Below are 21,752 nucleotides of genomic sequence, written 5' to 3' on the forward strand. Positions count from 1 at the left end.
GCACCATCAGTCAGAGTGTGACGGACACCGCAGATGGCGTTCACGCCCCTGCGCTGCCCACCCTTGCGCCGCGAGACGGCACCCTGTCCCCAGTCGTACGAGAGGAACACTGTGAGCCCACCCGCACGTCGGCGCCTCGGAGCTCTCCGCGCGCTCGCCCTCGGCGCTCGACTCGCACTCTTCGGCGGGCGGGGCAGCGCGATCCGTACGTCTCTTACAGCTGTCGGCGTGGGGCTGGGGGTGGCAATGTTGCTGTTCGCCGCGTCGGTGCCGACCGTCAGACACCACCGGGACCAGCGGATCCACCACCGCATCGATGTCAACCTCAGCGACCGCGCCATCACGCGCTCGGATCACACCGTTCTTGTCAGGGACATCGACACCGTGTTCCGGGGCGAGAAGATCCGAGGGCGCATGGTGCAGCCGGAGGGGCCTGCGGCACCGCTGCCGCCCGGAGTCCAGCGCTACCCACGCCCCGGGGACATGGTCGTCTCTCCTGCACTGCACAAACTGCTGGCCGCACCGGGAGACGGCCTGCTGCGCGAGCGCCTCGCCCATCCCGTCGCGGGTGAGATCGGCGATGCAGGTCTGCTCGACCCGGGCGAGCACGTCTTCTATCTGGTCGCGAACCACATGGCGGCCGATGCTGGGCCAACGCGACGGCTCGACCACTTCGGCAAGGCCTACGCGAAGAAGCCCCTTCCCCCCGAACTCGTCCTCGTCTGCATCGCAGGAATCGTCGTCCTGCTCCTCCCCGTCGGTGTTTTCATCGCCGCGGCCGTACGGTTCGGTGGTGAGCGACGGGACCGGCGGCTGGCCGCCCTGCGCCTGGTCGGCGCGAACCGCGGGATGACCGCCACCATCGCCGCAGGCGAGGTGGCGCTCAGCACACTGGCAGGTATCGCCCTGGGTGCGGTCCTCTTCATGACGGGGCGTCAGTTCGCCGGAACGGTGGAGATACAGGGGCTCGGTGTCTTCACCGAAGATCTCACGCCACAGCCCCTGCTGGCGGCGCTCGTGGTCGTCGCCGTACTCACGCTCTCCCTCGGCATCACACAACTGTCGATGCACAAGGTGGCCGTAGAGCCCCTCGGAGTCGTCCGGAAGTCCGGCAGCATCTCGCGACGCCTGTGGTGGCGCATAGCACTTCCCCTGCTCGGACTGATTTTGCTGCGGATCTCCGTACGCAGCCCTGCCGACCTGCACGGCACCTCCGGTGTCGTCCTGGTGCTCATCGGCATCCTCGCGCTGCTCGTCGGAGTCACCGCGGTGCTGCCGTGGGCCGTGGAGCGCCTCACCCGACTGTTCGGCGGCTTCGGCCCGCTGCCTTGGCAACTAGCGCTGCGCGGCCTGCAGTTGAACGGCGACTCCGCCACCCGCTCGGTCAACGGAATCGCGGTTGCCGTGGCGGGGGCCGTGGCCCTCCAGACCCTCCTCACCGGACTCTCGCAGAACCCGGTGGACAGCACCGCCCGAGGGGCACACGGCCCCTCCGCCTCCACACGCGTCGCTGTCGCCCGCCTCGACGACGGCGGGACGCGAGGGACGCAGTACGCCCCGGTGCTCGCCACGACTCCTGGTGTCCGACGGGCGATCGAGTTCGAGGAGTTGTCGGTGAGCCCCCTGAACGGTGGGTTCCCTCAGACCGTCCTCATCGCCGACTGCGCTCGTCTGCGCCTGCTGGCACAGTTGCCTTCCTGTTCGGACGGGGACGCCTTTCTCACCGCTCCTCCGGCCACAGACACCATGCCCGACATGTCCACGTGGGCGACCGGCACGAAACTGCGCATGGACATGTACGGCCCCCACTGGACAGTGCCGCACATCACCGCAACGGTCCGTGCGACCCCCGCCTGTCCGGCAGAGGTTTCCTCTGAACGGACCCTGCTGGCCACTCCCTGGGCGGCCGGGCACACCGCCGTCGCACACGCCGTCAGCACGGTCAGCCTCACCTACGCGACCGGGTTCAAAGACGTGCAGGACCACATCCGCACCGCGGCAGCACGGCTCGACCCGGCCTTCAGCGTCGACTTTCCTGGAAAGTCCCAGGGCGACCCTGCCCTCGACGGAGTCAGGCGGGCCCTGCTGGCCGGGGTAACCGCGGTGCTGGTACTGATCGCAGCGAGCATGCTGCTCGGTGCGCTCGAACAGGTCCGCGAGCGCGCACGAGTCCTGTCCGTACTCGTCGCGTTCGGCACGCCCCGTCGTACGCTCGCCACATCCGTCCTCTTGCAGTCCGTACTCCCCGTCGGACTTGGTCTGCTCGTGGCGGAGTCGATCGGGACGGCCCTCGGCAGCACGCTGCTCGATCTCGCCGGAAGGCCTGTGACGCACAACTGGAGCACCCTGCTGGCCATAGCCGGCATCGGGGCGGCCGTCTCCCTCGGTGCCACCCTGTTGACCCTGCCGGCACTGTGGCGTTCGACGCGACCGCAGGGACTACGTCATGAGTGAATCGCCCCCCGGCCGCGCCACGTAAGGCGACCGGATGGAGGGTGCCTTCGGGAGCCCGAACGCCGGCCGCCCTCGGACTTCCGAAGACGGCGATGATCCGCGCTGCGGAGGACAGCCATGGCCGCGGAACGCCGGCCGCAACCACGACGCACACTGTGGTGTGCAGAATCACGAGATGAGGAAGACAGCGGCAATGGTGGATCCGGCAAGCCCGATCGGCACGTCGAACAACGCGACACGAAGCACTGAGGCTTCGCGGGAACCTGGCGCCATGGCCTCGGTGTTCGCCAACTTCCGTCAGTACCTCATGGGATGGGGCACACAGAGCCGAGCGGGCAACACCGTCGACCGGTTCCGCAGCGGGCTTGCCACCCCGCAGTTCAACGGCGTCGTACGCGTACGGTCGGTGTCCGCGGACGAGGCGGACGTGACGGCCGTCCGCAAGGAGTTCGCGAACGTTCCCTGGTGGTGGTGGGTCGGACCCGACAGCCCCGAGGACACCGCCGACGTCCTGCGGTGCCATGGTGGACGAGAGCTCACGGTTCTCCCCGTGATGGTGCTCCCGCTCGACGAACCGGTCGACCCGGGCACGGTCCCGCGCACCGCTCGCACCGGTGTGCGAGTGGAGTCGGTACGGGACGACGAACGGCTGGCCGAGTTGGTCCGGACGTACCGGGCCTCGATGGGTGTCGATCCCCGGCTGGAGGCGGAGATGGTGCGCATCGAGTCGCGGCGCGCGGACAACGCCGACATCATCCGGCTGGCCGCCGTGCTGGACGGCCGAGTGGTCGGGACGACCGTGGTGATCACCGCCCACGGGGTGGCCGGGATCTTCCTCGTCCACGTGAGCGAAGCACATCGCCGGCGGGGCGTCGGTGCGGCCCTGACGGCCACCGCGCTCCAGGTGGGGAGGGAGCGCGGGATGCGCTGCGCCGCGCTGGTGGCCAGCCCTGCGGGCGAACCGTTGTACCGGCGTTTCGGCTTCACGACGACATCCGAGTACCGGCTGTTCGCCTTCCCCGCCTGAGCCGCGGCCGGCCCGGATACGGAATACGCCGTGCCCCTCCAACCTGCATGCCGGCGCCGCCGCTCGTTCGCCCGGCCGGCGGGTCGCGCCGGGACTTCGCCTGCGGGGAGGGCCGGTCAGGCCGGCGAGCTCACCGCGCGCGCCTCCCCCGACGAGGACGTCCTCTGCACCTCCGGCCGGGCATTCGAGCGCGCCTTCATCCTGCAGTTCTTCGGCTGACTCCTCGACTGCGGCGCCGGCCAGTGGTCCAACAGGATGTACACCATCCAGTACGGCCCCCGCACGTCCCTGATCTATGAAACTGACATGCGGGTGAAGAGGGCGCGCCCGCAGCCCTGGCACGTGATCCGGCCACCGTGTCACACCGAGTGCCGACGACCGGTCTAGAGGGTGAGGACCGAGAGGGAACAGAGGACACCGTGCGTGAGATCTTGATCGTGGGTGGCGGGTACGCGGGCTTCTACACCGCGTGGGGTCTGGAGAAGAGGCTGCGGCCGGGCGAGGCGCGCGTCACCGTCGTCGACCCCCGCCCGTACATGACGTACCAGCCCTTCCTGCCCGAGGTCGTGGCCGGTTCGGTGGAGGCCCGGCACGCTGCGGTCTCGCTCCGCCGTCACCTCCACTCCACGCGTCTGGTGGCGGGCTCGGTGACCGAGATCCGCCACAGCGCGCGCACGGTCACGGTCCGACCGGAGTCCGGGCCATCCCTCGACCTGCACTACGACGTGCTGGTGGTGACGGCGGGGGCGGTCACCCGGACCTTCCCGATCCCGGGGCTGAGCGATCAGGCGTACGGACTCAAGCACGTCGAGGAGGCGGTGGCGATCCGCGACCGCCTCCTCACCTCGTTCGACCGTGCGGCCGGTCTGCCGCGCGGGCCCGAACGCACCAAACTGCTCACCGTCACCGTCGTCGGTGGCGGATTCTCCGGAGTGGAGGGATTCGGTGAGCTGCTGGCCCTGGCGACCGCGTTGCTCAAGCAGTACCCGGAGATCGGCGCGGACGAACCGGTCTTCCACCTGGTCGAGGCACGGGACCGCATCCTGCCCGAGGTCGCGGACCGGCCGGGCGCCTGGGTGGTGCGTTCGCTGGAGAAGCGGGGGGCGCGGGTGCACCTGAACACCCAGCTGGTCTCCGCCGAGGACGGCCGGGTGCGGCTGTCGGACGGCACCGAGTACGACTCTGGCCTGCTGGTGTGGACGGCCGGCAACGCCGCCAACCCGATCGTGCACAACCACAGCGACCTGCCCGTCGACGAGCGGGGCCTGCTCACCGTACAGGCGGATCTGCGGGTCACCAAGGACACCGAGGTGGTGCCCGACGCCTGGGCGGCGGGGGACGACGCCTCGGTGCCCGATCTCGCGGCCGGGAGGCCGGGCGTGTACACCGTGCCCAACGCCCAGCACGCCGTCCGCCAGGGCAAGCTGCTGACGAAGAACATCCTGGCGTCGCTGCGCGGCCGTCCGACCAAGGACTACGTGCACCGCAGTCTCGGTGTGGTGGCCACACTCGGGCTCGGCCGTGGCATCTTCCAGTACCGGGGCCTGGTCATCAAGGGGTTCCCCGCCTGGCTGATGCACCGTGGCTACCACGTTCTGGCCATACCGAGCTGGGAGCGCAAGACGCGTGTGTTCGCCGTGTGGGTGACGGCCCTTCTCTACGGCCGCGACATCGTGTCGCTGGCGTCGGTGCAGCACCCGAGGCAGGCATTCGTCTCCCGCGGCGAACCGCGCCGAGGAGAGGAGCCCGCAGGGCCCGGAGGCCGGCTCACGGCATGACGGCGCGGTACAGTCCGCGACCGGCCCGCTGGACGCGCGAGGCGCCGACGAGGCGGTCGAGCGTGCTGCGGACGGTGTTGATGCTGCCGCTGTCGGTGCCGCGTCCCAGAGCCGACGCGACGTCGCGGGCGCGGACCTCGGTGCGGCCCGGAGCGTGCTCACCCTGCTCCGCGCCCAGCCGCGGACATCGCGGACACCTGGCCGGTCAACGGACGCGCCGGGTTGGTCCTCCGGCACCGGGGCCGGTCGGCGCGGTCATCACCCTCGACCCGGACCCGGTCCGCAACCGCGACGACGAGGGTCCGTCGTGACCGTGCGCGCACAGTTCCTCCGCGGCCTCGCCGGCGGCCGGACCACGCCCTCGACGACCACGAACGTCTTCACATGCGACGCATTGCATCCCGTCCCAGTCGGTGTGGCACACACGGCGAACCGTGCGGTGGGGACGTGCGGATGACCGCGCGGAGGGCCGGGTTGTGGCGGTGCGGCACCCGAGGGGCTCTTGAGGTGCGGCGTCTCACCGGCGGCCGCGCAGCGTCACGGCCAGCAGCTCCGACTCCTCGTACCCCGGGAGCGGGACGAATCCGTGCGTTCCCAGCTCGCGGGTCAGCCGGGCGCGCGTCGCGGGCCACATCCAGAACGTCTCGGTGTGTTCCCGCAGCACGTCCTCGGCGTCCCTGACCCAGTAGTCGGCGCGGGTCCGGATGCGGTAGCCGGCGGCTGACATTGTCATGCGTCCGCCGTAGACGTGCGCGCCGACCCGCTTGTCCGCGAGCAGGCGCACGACGGTGCGGGCCGGGAGCCGGGCCGGCGGCAGCTGCACGAACAGCGAGCCGCCGGGGGTGAGGGCCCTGCCGAGTGCGGGCCACAACTTCTCGCGTACGCCGGGTGGAAGGCAACCCACCATGTTGTGGCAGACGGCAACGTCCGCGACCGCGTCCAGCGCGGTCTCGTCGAGGGGGTGCGGGTGCACGGTTACCCGATCCCGCTGCTCGGAGGGCAGGGCCGCGAGCCGGGTCAGCAGTGACGTACGCATAGCCCGGGCCGGTTCGACGGCGTGCACGTCGGCCCAGGAGTCGGCGAGGGCCAGTATGGTCACTCGCCCGGTACCGGCACCGACGTCCAGCACGCCGGTGCGGGCGTCGGCGATCTGGCGTGCGTAGAGCCGGCGGACCCGGGCCTCGTCCGCGTCGGCCTGCAAGATGTCGTAGAACTCCGCGGTGACCGCATAGGAGTCGGATTCCCGTCGGAGGCCCGACGGTCCGCTGAGGATAGTGTGCATGCCTGACATGACAACGTATGGGCATAGTGTGTGACAGCGAGGACAGGCGACCGCAGCGCGAACCGTTGTCACAGAAGCACATGGTGCGCAGTCAATGGTCCGGCTCCGCCCGCGGCCTTTCGGGACGTTTCCGGGACCGGACCGGAGCCCCGGAAAACGTCGTGAGAGCGGAGTACGTCGTCATGACCGCGCGATCCCCCCAGGTATGGCTGCCCGCACAGTTCGGCCGCCTCGCCGATCTGCCCCCGGGCCTCGACTACGCCCGGTGGGACGGCCTTTCGGCTTTTCCCACGGACCCGGCGGAGGTCGAGTTCTACGTGCCCCCGCTGACCAAAGACATCGGCGTCATTGCCCGGCCGCTGGCCCGGATGACCCGGCTGCGGGCGGTGCAGGCGCTCAGCGCCGGAACCGACGAGCTGCGGGCGGCACTGGACCGGCTGCCCCGTGAGGTGATCTTGTGCAACGCGAAGGGGGTGCCGACTGCCGGCACGGCCGAGCTGGCCCTGACGCTGATCCTCGCCAGCCTGCGCGGCATACCGGAGTCGCTCCGCGCCCAGGACCGGGAGGACTGGGACCCGCGGACCTTCTCCACCCTCTACGAACGGTCCGTGCTCATCGTCGGTCACGGCGCCGTCGGCTCCGCCCTGGAGGAGCTCCTGGCGCCCTTCGGCTGCGCCGTCACCCGCGTCGGGCGCGCGGACCGGGACACACCCCAAGGGCCGGTGCGCTCCGTGTCGCTGCTGCCCCGGCTCGTCGCGGACGCCGACGTGATCGTGCTGTGCACTCCGCTGACGGCGGCGACCCACGGGCTCTTCGATGCCGCACTGCTGTCCCGCGTCAAGGACGGCGCCTTGCTCGTCAACGTGTCCCGGGGCGCGGTCGTCGACACCGACGCCCTGCTGAAGGAGGTGCACGGCGGCCGACTGCTGGCCGCCCTCGACGTGACCGACCCCGAACCGCTCCCGCCGGGCCACCCGCTCTGGACCGCGCCCGGCGTCCTGATCACCCCGCACGTCGGCGCCTTCACTCCCGGCCTGTGGCCCCGTCTCGAAGCGCTCGTGCGACGGCAGCTGGCCCGGTTCGCCGCGGGCGGGGAACTGGAGAACGTCGTCAGACGCTGACACCAGGCCACCCTCGTGTCACACCTTTGCGTCCTCACCGGTCCTGACTGGCACAGCAGTTGACGAATGCACCCGAACAGTGTGCCGCGTGACGAACGGTGACGAGATGGGCAACGACAGCCGGTCGACCGGACCGGAGCGGGGGCGCGGTGGAGAGCGGCTCCCCATGTGGGTGGCGCGCCGGACGGACCTGCGCGGGACGGCCCGCTCCGCCCGACGCCTGGTCCTCCCGGACCACTGGTCGTTCCTGCTCGGCGAGATTGCGCTCTACTGTCGTGTCTTCTACGACGGCGGATACGCGCCGCCGCGTGGGCAGTTGGTGTACATCGCCGACAGCATCGCCCAGGCCGACTCGGCCCTGCACCGCAGCAGCCTCCGGTGGATGCGGTGGCTGCTCATCGCCGTGACCGCCCTGACCCTGCTGACCTTCGTGGGCACCGTACTCCTCGTGAGTACCCGCCCCTGACCCTCGCCGCGGTCCCGGGGAGAGCGGGGAGGAACGGCATTCTCGAGCCGGCCGCGGGCACCCGGAGCCCCGGAGCGCGAGCGCCCCGCCCTGGGACCGTCCCACGCGCCCAGGCGCTTCCTCCACCCCCGGTTCGGCACGCCGGAGCTGCACTGCCAGACCCTGGTCGCCCCCGCCCAGCCGCTGCGGCTCGTCATCTGCACCGCCACGCCGGGTACCGGAGCGACACCAACGTGCGCATGCTCAGCCTGCTCCCCGGCAACCTGACACAGTAGGCGGTCGTGCCCGGTCGTCGGCGAGGAAAGAGCCCGTCGGCTCAGGCCCAGGCGACGGCATCCTCGTGCGCGAGGCGCGGCATGCGGTCAAACTCCGCAGGGCCCGCAGGGTGGCCAATGTTCACGACGAGCACGGAGTGCCAGGAACTGGCGGGGAAGAACTCCTTGTCGATGCCCGCCGCGTCGAAGCCGGCCATGGGTCCGGCTGCGAGGCCGCAGGCGCGGACGGCGAGGATGAAGTAGCCCGCCTGCAGAGGGCCGTTGAAGGACGTGATGCCGTCCCGTTGGGCGGGATCGGCGGCGAAGTGCTCCCGCAGCTCGGGCCTGATCGGCAGGATGCGCGGGATGTGCTCGTGGAAGCGGTCGTCCACGGCCAGGACCGCGACGGCGGGGGCGGAGGCCGATTTGGGCCGGTTCCCCTCGTCGAGGTGCGGCAGCAGGCGTTCCTTGCCCTCGGGCGTGCGGACGTACAGGACGCGCAGGGGCTGAAGGTTCGCGGCGGTCGGGGCCCAGCGGGCCAGTTCCCAGATGCCGGTCAGCGTCGCGTCGTCGACCGGTGTGTCGGTGAAGGAGTAGGCGGTGCGCGCGTCGGTGAAGAGCGCAGCCCGGGCGTCGGCGCCGACCCGGGAAAGAGGGACCGAGGTGGTCACGTCGAACTCTCCTAGCTCTTGAATGCAAAGCAGCTTTTTCTGTCAATGCTACTTCGGAAAACAGAGTGGCAAGGCGGAGCGTAGCACCCTCGCTATCCTGGAGACATGACGGAAGCAGCGGACCCCCGGTCGCCCCGCACGGGCGACGCCCTCACCGGGCAGCACCACCCGGCGTCCTGCGACGGGGCGCTGACGAGGGCGTTCGGCTTCCTCGGTAAACGGTGGAACGGCATCATCCTGGCCACGCTGCAGCACGGGCCCCTGGGCTACGCCGACTTGCGGCGCGCGGTGGAGGGCATCAGTGACTCCGTCCTCTCGGAGCGCCTCTCCGAGCTGTCCGGCGCGGGGCTCACCGTGCGCGAGGTCGAGTCCGGACCACCGGTCATGGTCCGCTACCGGCTCACCCCGGACGGGACGGCCCTCATGCCCATCCTCGGCGAGCTGGCGGGCTGGGCGTCCCGCCACCTGCCCGAAACACCGGCCGCCCCCCAGCGCCGCGCCAGGAACTGAACCGGACGCGCCCTCCCCGGCTCAGATGAGCCGCCGCGGCGACCCCGGCGTCGGCAGAACGGCACCCCGCCGCACGCCGGTGCCGGGGACCACACCAGAGCGACCGTCAGTGAGATCTTTGCCGACCACGACATCAACGTCCTCGTGCCGTGGCGGGTACAGGCTGGGTCGGACGGCGGATCATGAGTGAACCCCGTGGGCTCGGCCGCGGGGCCCCCACGGGGTGGCCCACGGAAACCCCACTGGTTCGGGGAGCGGTCCCCGGGGGGAAATCTCACGGGGCCCACGGACTCCACCTGGCTACGTCCTGCGCAAGGGATTCGGCCACGCCAGCGCCGAACTCGCGTCCCTGCTGCGGACCACCGCCCCGAACGCGCGCGTGGTGGTGCACCGGGCACAGGCCCGGCTGGAGTCCGGTCGGGAGCGCCCGGTCCCCGTCGAGTCGCACCACCGCCTCGCCGTGGTGTTCCGGACGGCCGCCCACACCGGCGACCTGGGCGGCCTGGTGAAGGTGCTTGCCCCGCCGCGTGACGAGTCGCCAACCGTGTCACACTGTTCGATGTACGATCGCTGAGGGGGTCACACTGTTTTGAGTGTGCATACCAGTGAAGACAGAAGGAACATGTGATGTCCGCAGACCTTTCCGCCTTGACCTTCGCGGGCCATGTGGCCATCGTGACCGGAGCCGGTTCCGGCATCGGCCGGGCCACGGCAGTCGCCTTCGCCGAAGCGGGCGCGCACGTGCTCGGTGTGGGACGGCGCGAGGCACCGCTGACGGAGACCGCCGCACTTCACCCTCGCATCGGCGTCCTGGCGATCGACGTCTGCGCCGAGGGAGCCCCCGCCGAGGTGATCAGGACCGCCGTACGGCGGTGGGGACGCATTGACCACCTGGTCAACAACGCGGGTGCCACAGCGGTGATGAGACTCGCCGACACCGACGAGCAGACTGTCACGAACTTGCTCGCCCTGAACGTCGTTGCGCCGAGTCTCCTCGCCCACGCCGCCCTGCCACACCTGCGCGAGACCTCCGGCACCATCATCAACCTCTCCAGCACCTACGGGCACCGGCCTATGCCGGGCGGCGCGCACTACGCGGCCACCAAGGCCGCCGTCGAACAGCTGACCCGCAGCTGGGCACTGGAATTGGCGGAGGAGGGAGTCCGCGTCAACGCGGTCGCCCCCGGCCCCACCCTCACCGACGTCATGCTGCACGCCGGACTCACCCCCGAGGCCGCCGACGACATGTACGCCTACGAACGCGACCGCATCCCCACCCACCGCATCGCGGGCACCCAAGAGATCGCCCACTGGGTCCTGCGGATGGCCGACCCCGCGGGACGGCACGCCACCGGCCAGGTCGTCACCGTGGACGGCGGCCTGGAACTCGTCTGACGCCGTCTCGGGCAGCGAGACCGCTCGGTGCCAAGCAGACCGGGACGTGGACCGGGCGTCGCCGCGGCCGGTCTCGGAACTGATCAGGTCGATCTGGTGGCGGGCGCTGTCCACCAGCACGACTCACGGCCGCAGGTGTGTCGGTCACGGGCCTCGGCTGGTCGAAGGCGTCGGAGATCACCTACTCGGGCGAGCGGATCACCGAGGCGAGGGCCTTGACCGTTGCCCATTGAACGGACACCGCTTCCGAGGTGTCGGACCTGCGGCGCACGGGCTGGATCACTGCCGTGCGCCGCTGTCCTTCCGTTCACCCGGTCACGGCGGACATGGGTCCGGTGCCCGCTAGCGATGGATCAGTCGTGCCAGCGAGAAGTTGTCGATGTTGGCGACACCCGGAGCGGTACCGAGGGCCTTGATGTACACATCGTGCGTCCCGCTCGTGGACGTGATCGTGGATGTCTGATCCAGATAGGTGTCCCAGGCGCCGGTGCTCTCCACGGTGACGGTGCCGATTAGCGGGCCGGTGGCGGAGTCGATCCGGATCTCGAAACTGCCTCCGGAGTACGGCTGTTCACTGCCGATGCTCGCGATGAGGAGGTCACGGCCGCTGCCGAAGTCGACGTTGTCGTACCGGGTCCAGTCGCCGCCGTCGAAGCTGCCGAGGACGGTGCCCGTGCCGGCGGCGTGGGTGGTCACTCCGCTTGCGTCGGCGTACGACTCCGCCTGCACCGTTGTCGTCTCGGCGGCGATGCCCGCGCGCCAGACCGGCGCACCGTACTGGTAGGCACCCGCACTGGGCTGCGGATCCGTGTATCCGTCGGTGGCCGGGGGCCGTACCAAGCCGTAATCGCGGGCCGGTGAGGCGGAAGTGAGGGTGAAGTCGTGGGCCGCAGGATCGGTGAACTGCGGGCCGGCCGACTGAGGCAGGTTGTTGGTGGACGACACGCCCTCCATGGTGTCGGCGTCCCCGATGTTGTTGGCCACCTCGGTGTCCGAGTAGGTGCCGCCGAAGAGACTGACGGACTTGCGGTCCGTGCCACTGGTGTTGTTCAGAATACGGTTGCCGGTCGTGCTGCCCCCGTTGGGGTTGATCAGCACGACCCCGTAGGTCGTGCGATTCCACGCGACGTTGTCGTACACGGTGCTGTTGTAGGTCGAAAGGTCCAGGTAGACGCCGGGAGCCGGGGCACTGGCCGCGAAAAGCGCTGCGTCGTGCAGGTGGTTGTGGTGGATGGCCGTCCCCGCGAGATTCACCTGGCAACAGATGTAGATCGCGCCGACGTCGACGACCAGGTTCCCGTAGTCGGAGAGGTCGTTGTAGGCGATCTCGTGGCCGGAGGCCGTGGTGCCGGCGACCTTGTTGTCGATGTTGATGTCGCTTCGGCCGCTGTTGATCACAGTGTTGTGCGTGATGGTCTGGTCGCGTCCGAGCACGTTGATCCCGGCGGCGTAGCTGCCTCGGTAGTCGACCCGGGTGATGAGGTTGTTCGTCACCACGTTGCCGGAGCCGGACAGCACGACCCCGTTGCCGGCGCTGTAGTCGATCCGGCTGTTCCTCAGGGTGTTCGACCTACCGCCCAGGAGGATGCCGCTGGTCGTCTCTCCCGCCGTCAGCACGTCGCAGGGGTCGGCCGGTGTGACCTTGGCGGGGTCGGTCTTCAGGTCCATGTAGTGGGAGACGTATGTGGCCTCGATGCCGTCCAGGACATTGTGGGTCGACGTCGAAGAGGTCCGGACGGTCGCTGCCCTGACACCGATGCCGACCACGGAGACGTAGGAACGTCCCGACAGGTCGACGGCGACATTGCGCTGTTTGGCCTCGACGGTGTGTGCGACCGGGCTGCCGCCGTCCGGCATCCATATGTAGAGGCGGTGCGCGTCCTGGTCGTAGAACCACTGACCGGCGTGGCTGAACGCCTGGAGCTTGCCGGTGAGGGCGTACAGGTTCCGCTGGTTGGGGCTGAGGCTGACGCACGCGGTGGACAGACCCGTCGCGGTCACGGAACCGGCACGCGAACCGGTGACCGTGCCGGTCTGGCTGACGAACCAGTTGTGCGAAGTCAGCCGGGCTCCCTTCCAGTACCCGTCGGGCTGGGTCAAGGCGTCGTCGTACAGCGTGTCGTCGGTGCCTGCGTCGGCCGAGTTGTACTCGGGCCTGGTCGGGTCGGTGCCGGGGTAGGGCCACTGGGCCTCGCCGAGCATGGTGCCGTCGAGGAAGAGCTGGTTGCCGGGCAGTGAGGGGTCGAGGTCGATGTCGGTCCGGTAGATCTTGCCGGCGGCCGCTGCCACGGCGAAGTCCGAGCCGGTCAGCGTCGGGTCTGCTTGCTGGAGCTGGGTCACGTCGGAAGCCGTGACGGGGGCCCAGCCGGTGACCGGGTCACTGCCGTCGACGACGACGTCCGCACCGGGCGCGGCGCGATAGGTGATGCGGGCGGAGTCGGTGCCGCTCCGGGCCGGCCTGATGGACTCCCGGTAGATACCGGAAGCAATCACACAGGTGTCGCCGGGCAGGGCGGCGGAGGCGCATTCCTGCACGGTGCGGAAGGGACGGTGAGCGGTGCCGGGGTTCCTGTCGGATCCGGTACTGCTCACATAGCGGGTGGTGTGGGCGGCTGCCTGCGCGGTTGCCGGGAGGGCGGTCGCCAGTGCGGTCACCACGGTCGCTGCCGTGGTTCCGATGGCCAGTGCGCGATGTCTCCATTGCATGGTCTATCCCATCGCCTATCGATAATCGCGAGTCGATGGTCAATATAGGACTCCAGCGCGGGATCGCGTAAGACACGAACCGAGCGGTGTGCGGCGCGGGCCTGGCGGACACGGCCTCGACTGCGGCGGAGGGCAGGACGGTGCGGTCGGAGGTTGCGCAGGCTGCGTGTTCCGGGTGCGCAAGGCCGGCCGATGGAGGCGCGCACCCGACGTCATCGGAGCCGACCAGGTGGAGTGACCCGCAGTGTTGTGCGCGGGGCTGATCGCCTCCGCTTCACACCGCACCTCGTGAAAGGGCCGGGGCGGAGGTCAGGAGAGGGTGGCGGGGACGACTGTCCGAGCAGCAGGGGGTGTCCGGCGGCGTCGCCGCCGGCGCTCAGCCGTGGTCGAGGATGCCGTCGTCCCCGCGGGCGTGTGCCGCGAACGCGGCGGCGGCACGATCGGCGTCGGCCGACTCGAGGATTTCCAGCAGCACGCCGTGGTGGTCCGCCATCTGTGTCCAGTCACCGGTGAACAGGGGGTCGGAGACAACGCGCAGAGCACGGAGGCTGGGCTCCATCAGGCTCCAGATCCGCGTGAGAAACGGGTTGCCACTGGCTTCGCACAGGCTTCTGTGAAAGCCGATGTCAGCGTCCCTGAACCGTCCGATGTCGCCTGCGGCGGCGGCTTCCCGCATGGCCCGCACCTGGGAGCTCAGGCCCTCCATGGCTGCAGCGGTGCAGCGCTCAGCGACCGCGCGGGCCGCGAACTCCTCGATGATGACCCGTACGGCCCGCGCGGCGTCCGCGTCCTGCGAGGACACGTCGGCGACGAAGCTGCCGCGCCGAGGGATGTGATCGGCCAGGCCCTCGTGGACGAGCCGCTTCACCGCTTCCCGAACCGGAGCCTGGCTCACCCCCAGGTCGCGGGCGATCTCCGCTTCGACGAGCCGATCCCCGGCCTTGAGGTCTCCGCCGATGATCAGACCCCTGACCCGGGTGTACACCTGGTCGGACAGCAGCACCCGCGTCAACGGTTCACCGACGCCCGCCATGACAGCCCCCTTGGGTCTCGGAACGTTTTCACATCTTATCGATGATCGTGCGTCTGCGGTGCAGCTCTTGACAACCGCTGAACGACGAGGTTCATCATATCGCCTATCGATAGACGATAATCGATAGGAGCGAACATGGGCCGAAGAAGATCCATCAACGCTGCGGTCGGCATCCTTCTGGGCCTGAGTCTGACGACGGCCTGCGGGGGCGGGGGGTTCGCAGGGGACTCGTCCGGCGACCCGGACTCGGGGGCCACCGGCACCGTACGGATGCTGGTGAACATCACGCCGAACCTGACCAGGGCCTACTGGCGAGAGCTGGTTGCTCCCTTCGAGAAGGCCAATCCGGGTATCAAGGTCCAGATCGACTCCCCCACGGCCGCCGACGGTTCCGTGGACAGCACGCTCCAGCAGCTGCTGGCGGCCGGGAACGCTCCCGACGTCGTGGAGGGTTCCCACAGCGACAAGGTGGTTCCGTACCTGCGGGACCTGTCGAAGCTGAACTGGGCCGCGAACGCACCCATGGCGGACGCCCAGCGTCTGGACGGCCACCTGTACGACGTCGCGATCGGGCAGCAGGTGCAGTCGCTCGTCTTCTACAACAAGGAGGCGTTCACCAAGGCAGGTGTCACCGCACCGCCCACCACCATGGGGGAGCTGACGGCGGCGATGAGGAAGCTCAGGGCCTCCGGATACCTGCCCATGCAGACGGCCGGCGAGTGGGTCACCCAGGCCCAGGTGATGATGCTTTTCGCGCCGACGGTGACCACGGCCGATCCGGAGTGGTTCAAGCAGGCCGCACGAGGCGAACGGTCCCTGAGCACAGACCTGGGCGCGTCCATGAAGCTGTACAAGTCGTGGCTGGACAAGGGCTACCTCGACAAGCAGGCTCTGGGCACCAAGTATGCCGAAGCGGAGACGGACTTCCTCTCGGGCAAGGCAGCGATGTACCCCATGGGCTGCTGGTTCGTGGCCGCGGAGGCGCAGGCGAAGAAGGACTTCAAAGTGGGCGTATTCCCAGCGCCCCAGCTGAACGACTCCGCCACGCCGAGGCTGTCGGTGACGCCGGGAGCGAACTACCGCATCTTCAAGGCGAGCAACCGCCAGAAAGCCGCGGAGAAACTCGTTCAGTTCCTGACCACCGACCACGCCGCCGTGGCCGGCCAGCTCAAGCAGGACTCCTCGTTCCGCACCGGCTACCCCTACAAGCTCTCCCCGCTGGCCGACGAAGTGCAAAAGCTCCTCGACGACTCGGCGGGCCACCAGGCAATCGTCGGCAGCGGCGCCTACCAGATGCCGGCCGGGTTCGAGGCCGAGCAGAACAGGCAGGTGCAGGGCCTGTACACGGGCGGCGACGCGACCACCGGGCTGAACAAGGTGGACACCTGGCTGAAGGCGCACGCGAGATGAGCCTTTCCACCACCGCCCGGCCGGTGCGGGCCCTGCGGGGTCTGTTCGCGACCGCACGCGGACGGGACCGCCTGACGGGGCTGGTCATGACCATTCCGGCGGTTGTTCTCTTCGCTGTCATGGTGATCGTGCCGTTGGTGCTGTCGGGTTATCTCAGCCTGACCGACTGGGACGGCTACACGGCGCATCCCGCGATGGTCGGCCTGGATCACTACCGCAGCCTGCTGCACGACCCGGAGGTGCGCCAGGCGGCCTGGATCACCGGCGTGCTGGCGGTCGTCGGTACCGTCGCCGTCAACGCCGTGGGCCTCGCACTCGCGCTCGCCATCTCCGCCCCGAGCCGCACGAACACCCTGCTGCGCACCGTGTTCTTCTACCCGTACGTCATCAGCGCACTGATCATCGGCTTCCTCTGGTCGGCCCTGCTGTCGACGAACGGGGCCGTCAACAGTGCGCTGCGCGCGGCCGGACATGCCGGCCTGCCCTTCCTCTCCCAGCCCGGATGGGCACTGGCGAGCCTGATCGGTGTCGTGGTCTGGTCGGGGTCCGGTTTCACCCTGGTGCTGTACATCGCCGGTCTGCACACCGTTCCTGCATCCCTGCTGGAAGCCGCCCGGATCGACGGCGCCGGCCGGGGCCGAATCCTGCGCAGCGTGACTCTCCCGATGATCGCGCCGGTGGTCACCGTCAACGTCGTGCTGACCCTGGTGACCCTGCTGCGCTCCTACGATCTGGTGCTTTCGCTGACGGGAGGCGGCCCCGCGGGCAGCACGGAGACGGCCGCCTACCTGATCCTGGCCCAGTCCTTCCAGAACAACGCCCTGGGGTACGGCTCCGCCCAGTCGATGGTGCTGACGGTGGTGACCGGCATCGCCGCGCTGGCGATCACGTTCCTGCGGCGCCGCGCCGACGAGAGAGCGGGGGCGTGACCATGGTTGCCGAACCCACCACCGGACCGCCCCTGGCGTCCCGTGGCGTGGCACCCGTCATCGTCCCGGCCGCGGACCTGCCGCAGCCGGCGTCCCCCACCGGGCCCGGACGCCGCCGGCACCACATGCTGTCGAAGGCGCCGTTCTGGCGGTTGCCGCTGCTCCTGCTTGCCGTCTCCTTCATGGTGATCCCGCTGTGGCTGCTGGTGGTCAACGCCTTCAAGTCCGAACAGGACATCCGCGACGCCCCGTTCGGCCTGCCGCTGGGCCGCCTGACCCTGGCGCCTCTGCGTGCCGCCCTCACCGATCCGGACTTCGACGTCGCGCGGGCTTACGCCATCACGCTGCTCTTCGTCCTGCTCGTCAACGTCCTCTCGCTGGTGGTCTCCGCCCCCGTGTCGTTCGTGATCGCCCGCGGCACGACCCGGTGGCACACCGCGCTGCTGCTGCTGTTCGTGGCGGGGACCTTCGTACCGAGCCAGGTGCTGCTGATCCCGGTGGTCTACGTCCTGAAGTACCTGGGGCTGATGGGCACCGTCACCGGCTTCGTGCTCTTCGAGACCGCGCTGACGCTCCCGGTGTCGGTGTTCTTGTACAGCGCCTACATCCGGACCATCCCCAGGGAGCTGGACCAGGCCGCCGCCGTGGACGGCCTGGGAAGGCTGCGCACTTTCCAGTTGGTCGTACTGCCGCTGATGCGGCCGATCGTGGCGACGGCGGTGATTCTGCACAGCCTCAGCGTGTGGAACGACTTCGCCAACCCGCAGATCATCCTGGGGCCCGGAAGCGGGTTGTACACCGTCACCACCGGCGTCTACGCGGCGGTCGGCAAATACTCGACGCACTACGAGGTGGTCTTCCCCAACCTGCTCCTGGCCGTCGCTCCCGCACTCGCCTTCTTCGCGATCATGCAACGGCACATCATCGGCGGCCTCACCTCCGGCGCAATGAAGGGCTGACATGACCGCACACGACGGTGCCACCCCGGCCTGCTCGGCGCCCATCGAGATCACCGCCTCCGTGCCTACCGGACCACCTCCCGCCTGGGCCGTGCTCCAGCGCCGGCTCTTCGACGAACTCGACGCCGCGTGGCGGCTGTTCAGCGACCGCTACACCGAGGCCGACGGACGGCTGCGCTTCTCCGGCGCCCTCGTCGACCGGGACGGCGGGGACGACTTCTACGAAGCGTTCTTCAATTGGCCCGCCCTGTACCGCCTGGGCGGCGCCGACGACCTGTTGCCCGCCGCGAAGCACCACTGGGAAGGAGTGACCCGGCAGCTCACGGAACTGGGCCTGTACCGGGACGAGTTCGAGCGGGGATACGACTGGTTCCACCAGGGTGAGGCGCTGCTGATGTTCTACGGCATCTGCGCTGCGGACCCCGCCGACCGGCGCTTCCGGGAGCGGGCCGTCCGCTTCGCCGAGCAGTACCTCCCCGGAAGCGACACCGGCAACTACGACGCCGGCATCCGCGCCCTGCGCGCTCCGCACAACGGCTCGGACGGCCCGCGGCCCGGTCTCGGACCCCAGTGGGACGACCGGTTCGGTCATGAGCAGAAGACGATGCGGCCCTACGGCCTGCCCCTGCGTGACGTGCCCGGCGTTCGTACGTGGGACGACCTGGCCCACGGGGACAACGCCGCCCGGATGGGTCGGCACATGCGCGAGCGGCTGGGCCGCGGGGACACTGCGGTCAACCTCGCGGCCGCCGCTCTCGTCGTCAACGCCTGGCTCTACGACCACGACCCGCGCCTGGCGGCCTGGGTGCTGGAATACGTCGACGCCTGGCGCGAGAGAGCGGACGCACTGGGCGCCATGCCCGACAACGTCGGCCTGTCCGGCCGGGTCGGTGAGTACCACGACGGCCGGTGGTTCGGCGGCCACTACGGCTGGACCTGGCCGCACGGTGTGCATTCGGTCGGTGCGGCCGCGCTGGTGGGGGCCATCAGCGCCGGAATGGTGGACGGCGGCGCCGACCGGCTGGACCTCGCACGGCGGCCTCTGGACCAGGTGTGGGACCAGCGCCGCACCGGCATGCCGTTCGACACCCACGCCACCCGCCGTCCCGGCTGGGCCCACGCCGTGGGCCTGGGTGACGGGCGGACCGTCAACGCGCTGCCCACCCGCCTGGGCCCGGACGGATGGTTCGACCATCAGCCCGCGCAAGTCGCCTACTGGACCTGGCTGTGGTGGTTCGGCATGCAGGATCAGGACCGCGCACGCCTGGAGGCGGTTCGCGCCCACTCCGGTTACGAGTGGAGCACCGTACATGCCTTCCGTGACAAGGAGGAGGCCGGACACGAACCTCCGTGGCTGGCTTACCTCGACGGCGACAACTCCGACTACCCCGAGCGGGCACTGCGGATGGCCCTGGCACAGGTGTCCCACCGGACAGCCCTCATCGCGGCCGACACCCCCGGGTCGGACGACCAGGACCTGCACCGGTGGCAGCGAGTCAACCCGGTGGTGACCGAGGTGCTCACCCAGCTCACCACCGGAGCGCCGCAGACCCTCTACAACGGCGGTCTGCCCCTCACCCGGATCCGTTACGACGATCTGGACGCCGCGCGCCCGGGCCTGCCTCCCGACGTCGCGGCCCTCGTCGAACACCTCGACGCCGGGAGCACCACCGTGCACCTGGTCAACGTCAGTGCGGTGCACACGCGCCGACTGCGGCTGCTGGCGGGCGGTTTCGGCGAGCACCTGATCACCTCGGCGCGCTGGAACCGCGGGGACGGCCGGTACCCGGGCGACTCCCACGACTACCACCTGCCGGCCGGCGAGGAGATCAGCGACTCGGCCCCGGTGCACGACAACAGTCTCCACGTCACCCTGCCCCCGGGGCGCCGCATCCGACTGCGCCTGGACATGCAGCTCCACGCCCGCCCCTTTACACATCACACCTCCCCCACGACCTTCCGGAGACCTTGATGGAAGCGACCGTTCCGCACTCCACCGACCCCGACGCCGGTTCCTGTGCCGGCCCCGAGGCTCCCCCCGTGTGGGACCTTCCGGTGCGCGGCGAGCCGTGGGAGCGACCCGACGACGCACTGGTGCAGCGGCTGAACCGGGTGAGCTCGGCCACCGCCTGCGCCAAGATGCACGAACTGGGCATCCGGCGCACCTACATGGCCGGACCGACCGCCCTGCAGCCGGGCAACAAGATCACGGGCCCGGCCCGCACCCTGCAGTTCATGCCGCAGCGCGAGGACGTGGCCAGCGGCCTCGCGCAGGAGTACGTCGAGCGCAGCACCGCCCTGTGGGCGGTGCTGGAGGCTGTCCAGCCGGGCGACGTCCTCGTGGTGCAGGCCTACGGCAGTGCTTTCACCGGATGCCTGGGCGACATGCTGGTGCGCTACTTCAAGCGCCGAGGCGGTGCCGGCATCGTCGTCGACGGGCGGATCCGGGACGCGCCCCGAGTGCGGCAGCTGGGCGTTCCCATCTGGTGCGCGGGCAGCACCCCGCACTACGCGTCGCAGTCCGAACTGTTTCCCTGGGCGTACGACGTACCCGTGGCAGCGGGAGGCGTGCTCACCCTCCCGGGCGACCTGGTCGTGGCGGATGACGACGGTGCCGTGGTGGTCCCGGTGTCGAAGGCCCAGCAGGTCATCGACAGTGCCTTCGACCACGAACAGTGGGAGGAGTTCAGTCGCACGCGGATAGACGCGGGGGCACGGCTGTCGGACTACTACCCCCTGACCCCGGACAGCAGGGAGGAGTTCGAGCAATGGCGCGCGGCACGGGAGAACTGAGGGCCGGCCAGGACCGGTCCGAACGGGGGCAGGGCGGCCCGGACCGGCCCGCCCTGCCCCGGTTCGGACTCGGCTGCGCCCCTATCGGCAACCTCTACGGCTCCGTGGATCCGGACACCGCGACGGCCACCGTGCGTACAAGTGTCGAGCTCGGTGCGACGCTGCTGGACACGGCACCTCTGTACGGCGACGGCCTGTCGGAAGAGCGGGTCGGTCGGGCACTGGCTACCGTGGACCGGGCGCGGGTGCAGCTCTCGACGAAGGTCGGCTGGCTGATCGGCGCGGGCACGGCGCCCCGGCCCTCCTTCGGACGTGACGACATACTGCGCAGTCTCGAAGGCAGTATGAAGCGTCTTGGCGTCGACCGGTTCGACGTGGTGCACGTGCACGATGCGGAGCAGCACCTGGACGAGGCGGTGCGGCACGCGGTGCCGGCCCTGCTGCGGCTGCGGGACGAGGGTGTCGTGGGCGCCGTCGGAGCCGGGATGAACCACAGCGCCCCGCTCGCGGAACTCGTTCGGCGGGCCGACCTGGACGTGGTGCTGATAGCCGGCCGGTACACCTTGCTCGAGCAGCCGGCGCTCGGCGACCTGCTGCCCCAGTGCACCTCGCGAGGTGTCGGGGTCATTGCAGGCGGTGTATACAACTCGGGCCTGCTCGCCGACCCCCGTCCGGGCGCGCCGTACAACTACCGGCCCGCCCCGGACGCGGTGCTGCGCCGGGCGCTGGCCCTCCGGGAGGTGTGCGCCCGGTACGACGTGCCGCTCAGGGCCGCGGCCCAGCAGTTCCCTCTCGGGCACCCGGCCGTCGTCTCGGTCGTCGTGGGTGCCGTCTCGCCTGCGGAGGTGGCGGGCAACCTGGAACTGGCCCGCCACCCGATTCCGGCCGAGATGTGGGCGCAGCTCCGCGAGGCGGGGCTGCTGGACTCGGCCACGCCGGTCCCCTGAGCGCGGTCCGTGCACCG

The 21,752-nt window shown here is 69.9% G+C and carries 18 protein-coding genes; 14 read left to right on the forward strand and 4 right to left on the reverse strand.

The annotated features are described in order from the left end of the window. Window positions 1–246 precede the first annotated feature (246 nt). The 3 genes from BLW82_RS38355 to BLW82_RS38370 all read left to right on the forward strand — a co-directional run bounded on the left by BLW82_RS38355 (window position 247) and on the right by BLW82_RS38370 (window position 5,259). Window positions 247–2,454 (forward strand): FtsX-like permease family protein, encoded by a 2,208-nt coding sequence (locus BLW82_RS38355; RefSeq protein ID WP_093506429.1) that lies wholly within the window; start codon window positions 247–249, stop codon window positions 2,452–2,454. Between the two features lie 271 nt (window positions 2,455–2,725). Further along, window positions 2,726–3,481: a GNAT family N-acetyltransferase gene (locus BLW82_RS38360; protein WP_256216097.1), complete on the forward strand. Its 756-nt coding sequence runs from the start codon at window positions 2,726–2,728 to the stop codon at window positions 3,479–3,481. Window positions 3,482–3,900: 419 nt separating this feature from the next. Further along, complete coding sequence (locus BLW82_RS38370) at window positions 3,901–5,259, forward strand: NAD(P)/FAD-dependent oxidoreductase (protein ID WP_093506435.1); 1,359 nt, start codon at window positions 3,901–3,903, stop codon at window positions 5,257–5,259. A 517-nt stretch (window positions 5,260–5,776) separates the two neighbouring features. Here the strand turns inward: BLW82_RS38370 and BLW82_RS38380 are convergent. Then, window positions 5,777–6,541, reverse strand: coding sequence for a class I SAM-dependent methyltransferase (locus BLW82_RS38380; RefSeq protein ID WP_093506437.1), 765 nt, complete (start codon window positions 6,539–6,541; stop codon window positions 5,777–5,779). 182 nt (window positions 6,542–6,723) lie between these two features. Between BLW82_RS38380 and BLW82_RS38385 the strand changes: the two genes are divergently transcribed. The 3 genes from BLW82_RS38385 to BLW82_RS44735 all read left to right on the forward strand — a co-directional run bounded on the left by BLW82_RS38385 (window position 6,724) and on the right by BLW82_RS44735 (window position 8,395). Then, window positions 6,724–7,662 (forward strand): 2-hydroxyacid dehydrogenase, encoded by a 939-nt coding sequence (locus tag BLW82_RS38385; RefSeq protein ID WP_093508494.1) that lies wholly within the window; start codon window positions 6,724–6,726, stop codon window positions 7,660–7,662. 88 nt (window positions 7,663–7,750) lie between these two features. Further along, window positions 7,751–8,128 carry a hypothetical protein gene (locus BLW82_RS38390; RefSeq protein WP_093506439.1) on the forward strand — a complete coding sequence of 126 codons (378 nt, stop codon included), beginning with the start codon at window positions 7,751–7,753 and terminating at the stop codon, window positions 8,126–8,128. Between the two features lie 90 nt (window positions 8,129–8,218). Continuing rightward, entirely contained in the window at window positions 8,219–8,395 is a 177-nt protein-coding gene (locus BLW82_RS44735) for an MmyB family transcriptional regulator (RefSeq protein WP_256216257.1), read from the forward strand. Between the two features lie 49 nt (window positions 8,396–8,444). On the opposite strand, the gene BLW82_RS38395 is transcribed toward BLW82_RS44735, so the two are convergent. Then, window positions 8,445–9,053: a malonic semialdehyde reductase gene (locus BLW82_RS38395; protein WP_093506441.1), complete on the reverse strand. Its 609-nt coding sequence runs from the start codon at window positions 9,051–9,053 to the stop codon at window positions 8,445–8,447. A 105-nt stretch (window positions 9,054–9,158) separates the two neighbouring features. Between BLW82_RS38395 and BLW82_RS38400 the strand changes: the two genes are divergently transcribed. Continuing rightward, window positions 9,159–9,563, forward strand: coding sequence for a winged helix-turn-helix transcriptional regulator (locus BLW82_RS38400; RefSeq protein ID WP_093506443.1), 405 nt, complete (start codon window positions 9,159–9,161; stop codon window positions 9,561–9,563). 627 nt (window positions 9,564–10,190) lie between these two features. Continuing rightward, on the forward strand, window positions 10,191–10,958 hold the full coding sequence (locus BLW82_RS38410; protein WP_093506445.1) for an SDR family NAD(P)-dependent oxidoreductase: 768 nt from the start codon (window positions 10,191–10,193) through the stop codon (window positions 10,956–10,958). Window positions 10,959–11,300: 342 nt separating this feature from the next. Here BLW82_RS38410 and BLW82_RS38415 read toward each other — a convergent pair whose 3' ends face one another. Both BLW82_RS38415 and BLW82_RS38420 read right to left on the reverse strand, forming a co-directional pair. After that, window positions 11,301–13,664: a carbohydrate-binding protein gene (locus BLW82_RS38415; RefSeq protein WP_093506447.1), complete on the reverse strand. Its 2,364-nt coding sequence runs from the start codon at window positions 13,662–13,664 to the stop codon at window positions 11,301–11,303. A gap of 376 nt (window positions 13,665–14,040) precedes the next feature. After that, window positions 14,041–14,697: a GntR family transcriptional regulator gene (locus BLW82_RS38420; protein WP_093506449.1), complete on the reverse strand. Its 657-nt coding sequence runs from the start codon at window positions 14,695–14,697 to the stop codon at window positions 14,041–14,043. 135 nt (window positions 14,698–14,832) lie between these two features. On the opposite strand from BLW82_RS38420, the gene BLW82_RS38425 reads away from it, so the two are divergent. The 6 genes from BLW82_RS38425 to BLW82_RS38450 are packed head-to-tail and all read left to right on the forward strand — an operon-like array spanning window position 14,833 to window position 21,735. Further along, window positions 14,833–16,107 carry an ABC transporter substrate-binding protein gene (locus BLW82_RS38425; RefSeq protein ID WP_093506451.1) on the forward strand — a complete coding sequence of 425 codons (1,275 nt, stop codon included), beginning with the start codon at window positions 14,833–14,835 and terminating at the stop codon, window positions 16,105–16,107. Further along, window positions 16,104–17,036 (forward strand): carbohydrate ABC transporter permease, encoded by a 933-nt coding sequence (locus BLW82_RS38430; RefSeq protein ID WP_093506453.1) that lies wholly within the window; start codon window positions 16,104–16,106, stop codon window positions 17,034–17,036. Before BLW82_RS38425 ends, BLW82_RS38430 begins: the two co-directional genes overlap by 4 nt. Before the next feature lie 2 nt (window positions 17,037–17,038). After that, on the forward strand, window positions 17,039–17,995 hold the full coding sequence (locus BLW82_RS38435) for a carbohydrate ABC transporter permease (RefSeq protein ID WP_256216258.1): 957 nt from the start codon (window positions 17,039–17,041) through the stop codon (window positions 17,993–17,995). Between the two features lies 1 nt (window position 17,996). Continuing rightward, the gene (locus tag BLW82_RS38440; protein WP_093506455.1) at window positions 17,997–19,967 is read left to right on the forward strand and encodes a DUF8034 domain-containing protein; all 1,971 of its coding nucleotides are present in this window, start codon (window positions 17,997–17,999) and stop codon (window positions 19,965–19,967) included. Beyond that, window positions 19,967–20,788, forward strand: a complete 822-nt coding sequence (locus BLW82_RS38445) for an RraA family protein (RefSeq protein ID WP_093506457.1) — start codon at window positions 19,967–19,969, stop codon at window positions 20,786–20,788. Before BLW82_RS38440 ends, BLW82_RS38445 begins: the two co-directional genes overlap by 1 nt. After that, window positions 20,764–21,735 (forward strand): aldo/keto reductase, encoded by a 972-nt coding sequence (locus tag BLW82_RS38450; protein WP_093506459.1) that lies wholly within the window; start codon window positions 20,764–20,766, stop codon window positions 21,733–21,735. Before BLW82_RS38445 ends, BLW82_RS38450 begins: the two co-directional genes overlap by 25 nt. The last annotated feature ends 17 nt before the right edge of the window (window positions 21,736–21,752 follow it).

Origin of the sequence: Streptomyces sp. Ag109_O5-10 (assembly GCF_900105755.1) — a bacterium.
Classification (GTDB): domain Bacteria; phylum Actinomycetota; class Actinomycetes; order Streptomycetales; family Streptomycetaceae; genus Streptomyces.

Coding starts and splice junctions, on each gene's coding strand:
- BLW82_RS38355 (WP_093506429.1), top strand. CDS start 247: ATGTTGCTGTTCGCCGCGTCGGTGCCGACCGTCAGACACCACCGGGAC.
- BLW82_RS38360 (WP_256216097.1), top strand. CDS start 2,726: ATGGCCTCGGTGTTCGCCAACTTCCGTCAGTACCTCATGGGATGGGGC.
- BLW82_RS38380 (WP_093506437.1), bottom strand. CDS start 6,541: ATGCACACTATCCTCAGCGGACCGTCGGGCCTCCGACGGGAATCCGAC.
- BLW82_RS38385 (WP_093508494.1), top strand. CDS start 6,724: ATGACCGCGCGATCCCCCCAGGTATGGCTGCCCGCACAGTTCGGCCGC.
- BLW82_RS38400 (WP_093506443.1), top strand. CDS start 9,159: ATGACGGAAGCAGCGGACCCCCGGTCGCCCCGCACGGGCGACGCCCTC.
- BLW82_RS38410 (WP_093506445.1), top strand. CDS start 10,191: ATGTCCGCAGACCTTTCCGCCTTGACCTTCGCGGGCCATGTGGCCATC.
- BLW82_RS38415 (WP_093506447.1), bottom strand. CDS start 13,664: ATGCAATGGAGACATCGCGCACTGGCCATCGGAACCACGGCAGCGACC.
- BLW82_RS38420 (WP_093506449.1), bottom strand. CDS start 14,697: ATGGCGGGCGTCGGTGAACCGTTGACGCGGGTGCTGCTGTCCGACCAG.
- BLW82_RS38425 (WP_093506451.1), top strand. CDS start 14,833: ATGGGCCGAAGAAGATCCATCAACGCTGCGGTCGGCATCCTTCTGGGC.
- BLW82_RS38430 (WP_093506453.1), top strand. CDS start 16,104: ATGAGCCTTTCCACCACCGCCCGGCCGGTGCGGGCCCTGCGGGGTCTG.
- BLW82_RS38435 (WP_256216258.1), top strand. CDS start 17,039: ATGGTTGCCGAACCCACCACCGGACCGCCCCTGGCGTCCCGTGGCGTG.
- BLW82_RS38440 (WP_093506455.1), top strand. CDS start 17,997: ATGACCGCACACGACGGTGCCACCCCGGCCTGCTCGGCGCCCATCGAG.
- BLW82_RS38445 (WP_093506457.1), top strand. CDS start 19,967: ATGGAAGCGACCGTTCCGCACTCCACCGACCCCGACGCCGGTTCCTGT.
- BLW82_RS38450 (WP_093506459.1), top strand. CDS start 20,764: ATGGCGCGCGGCACGGGAGAACTGAGGGCCGGCCAGGACCGGTCCGAA.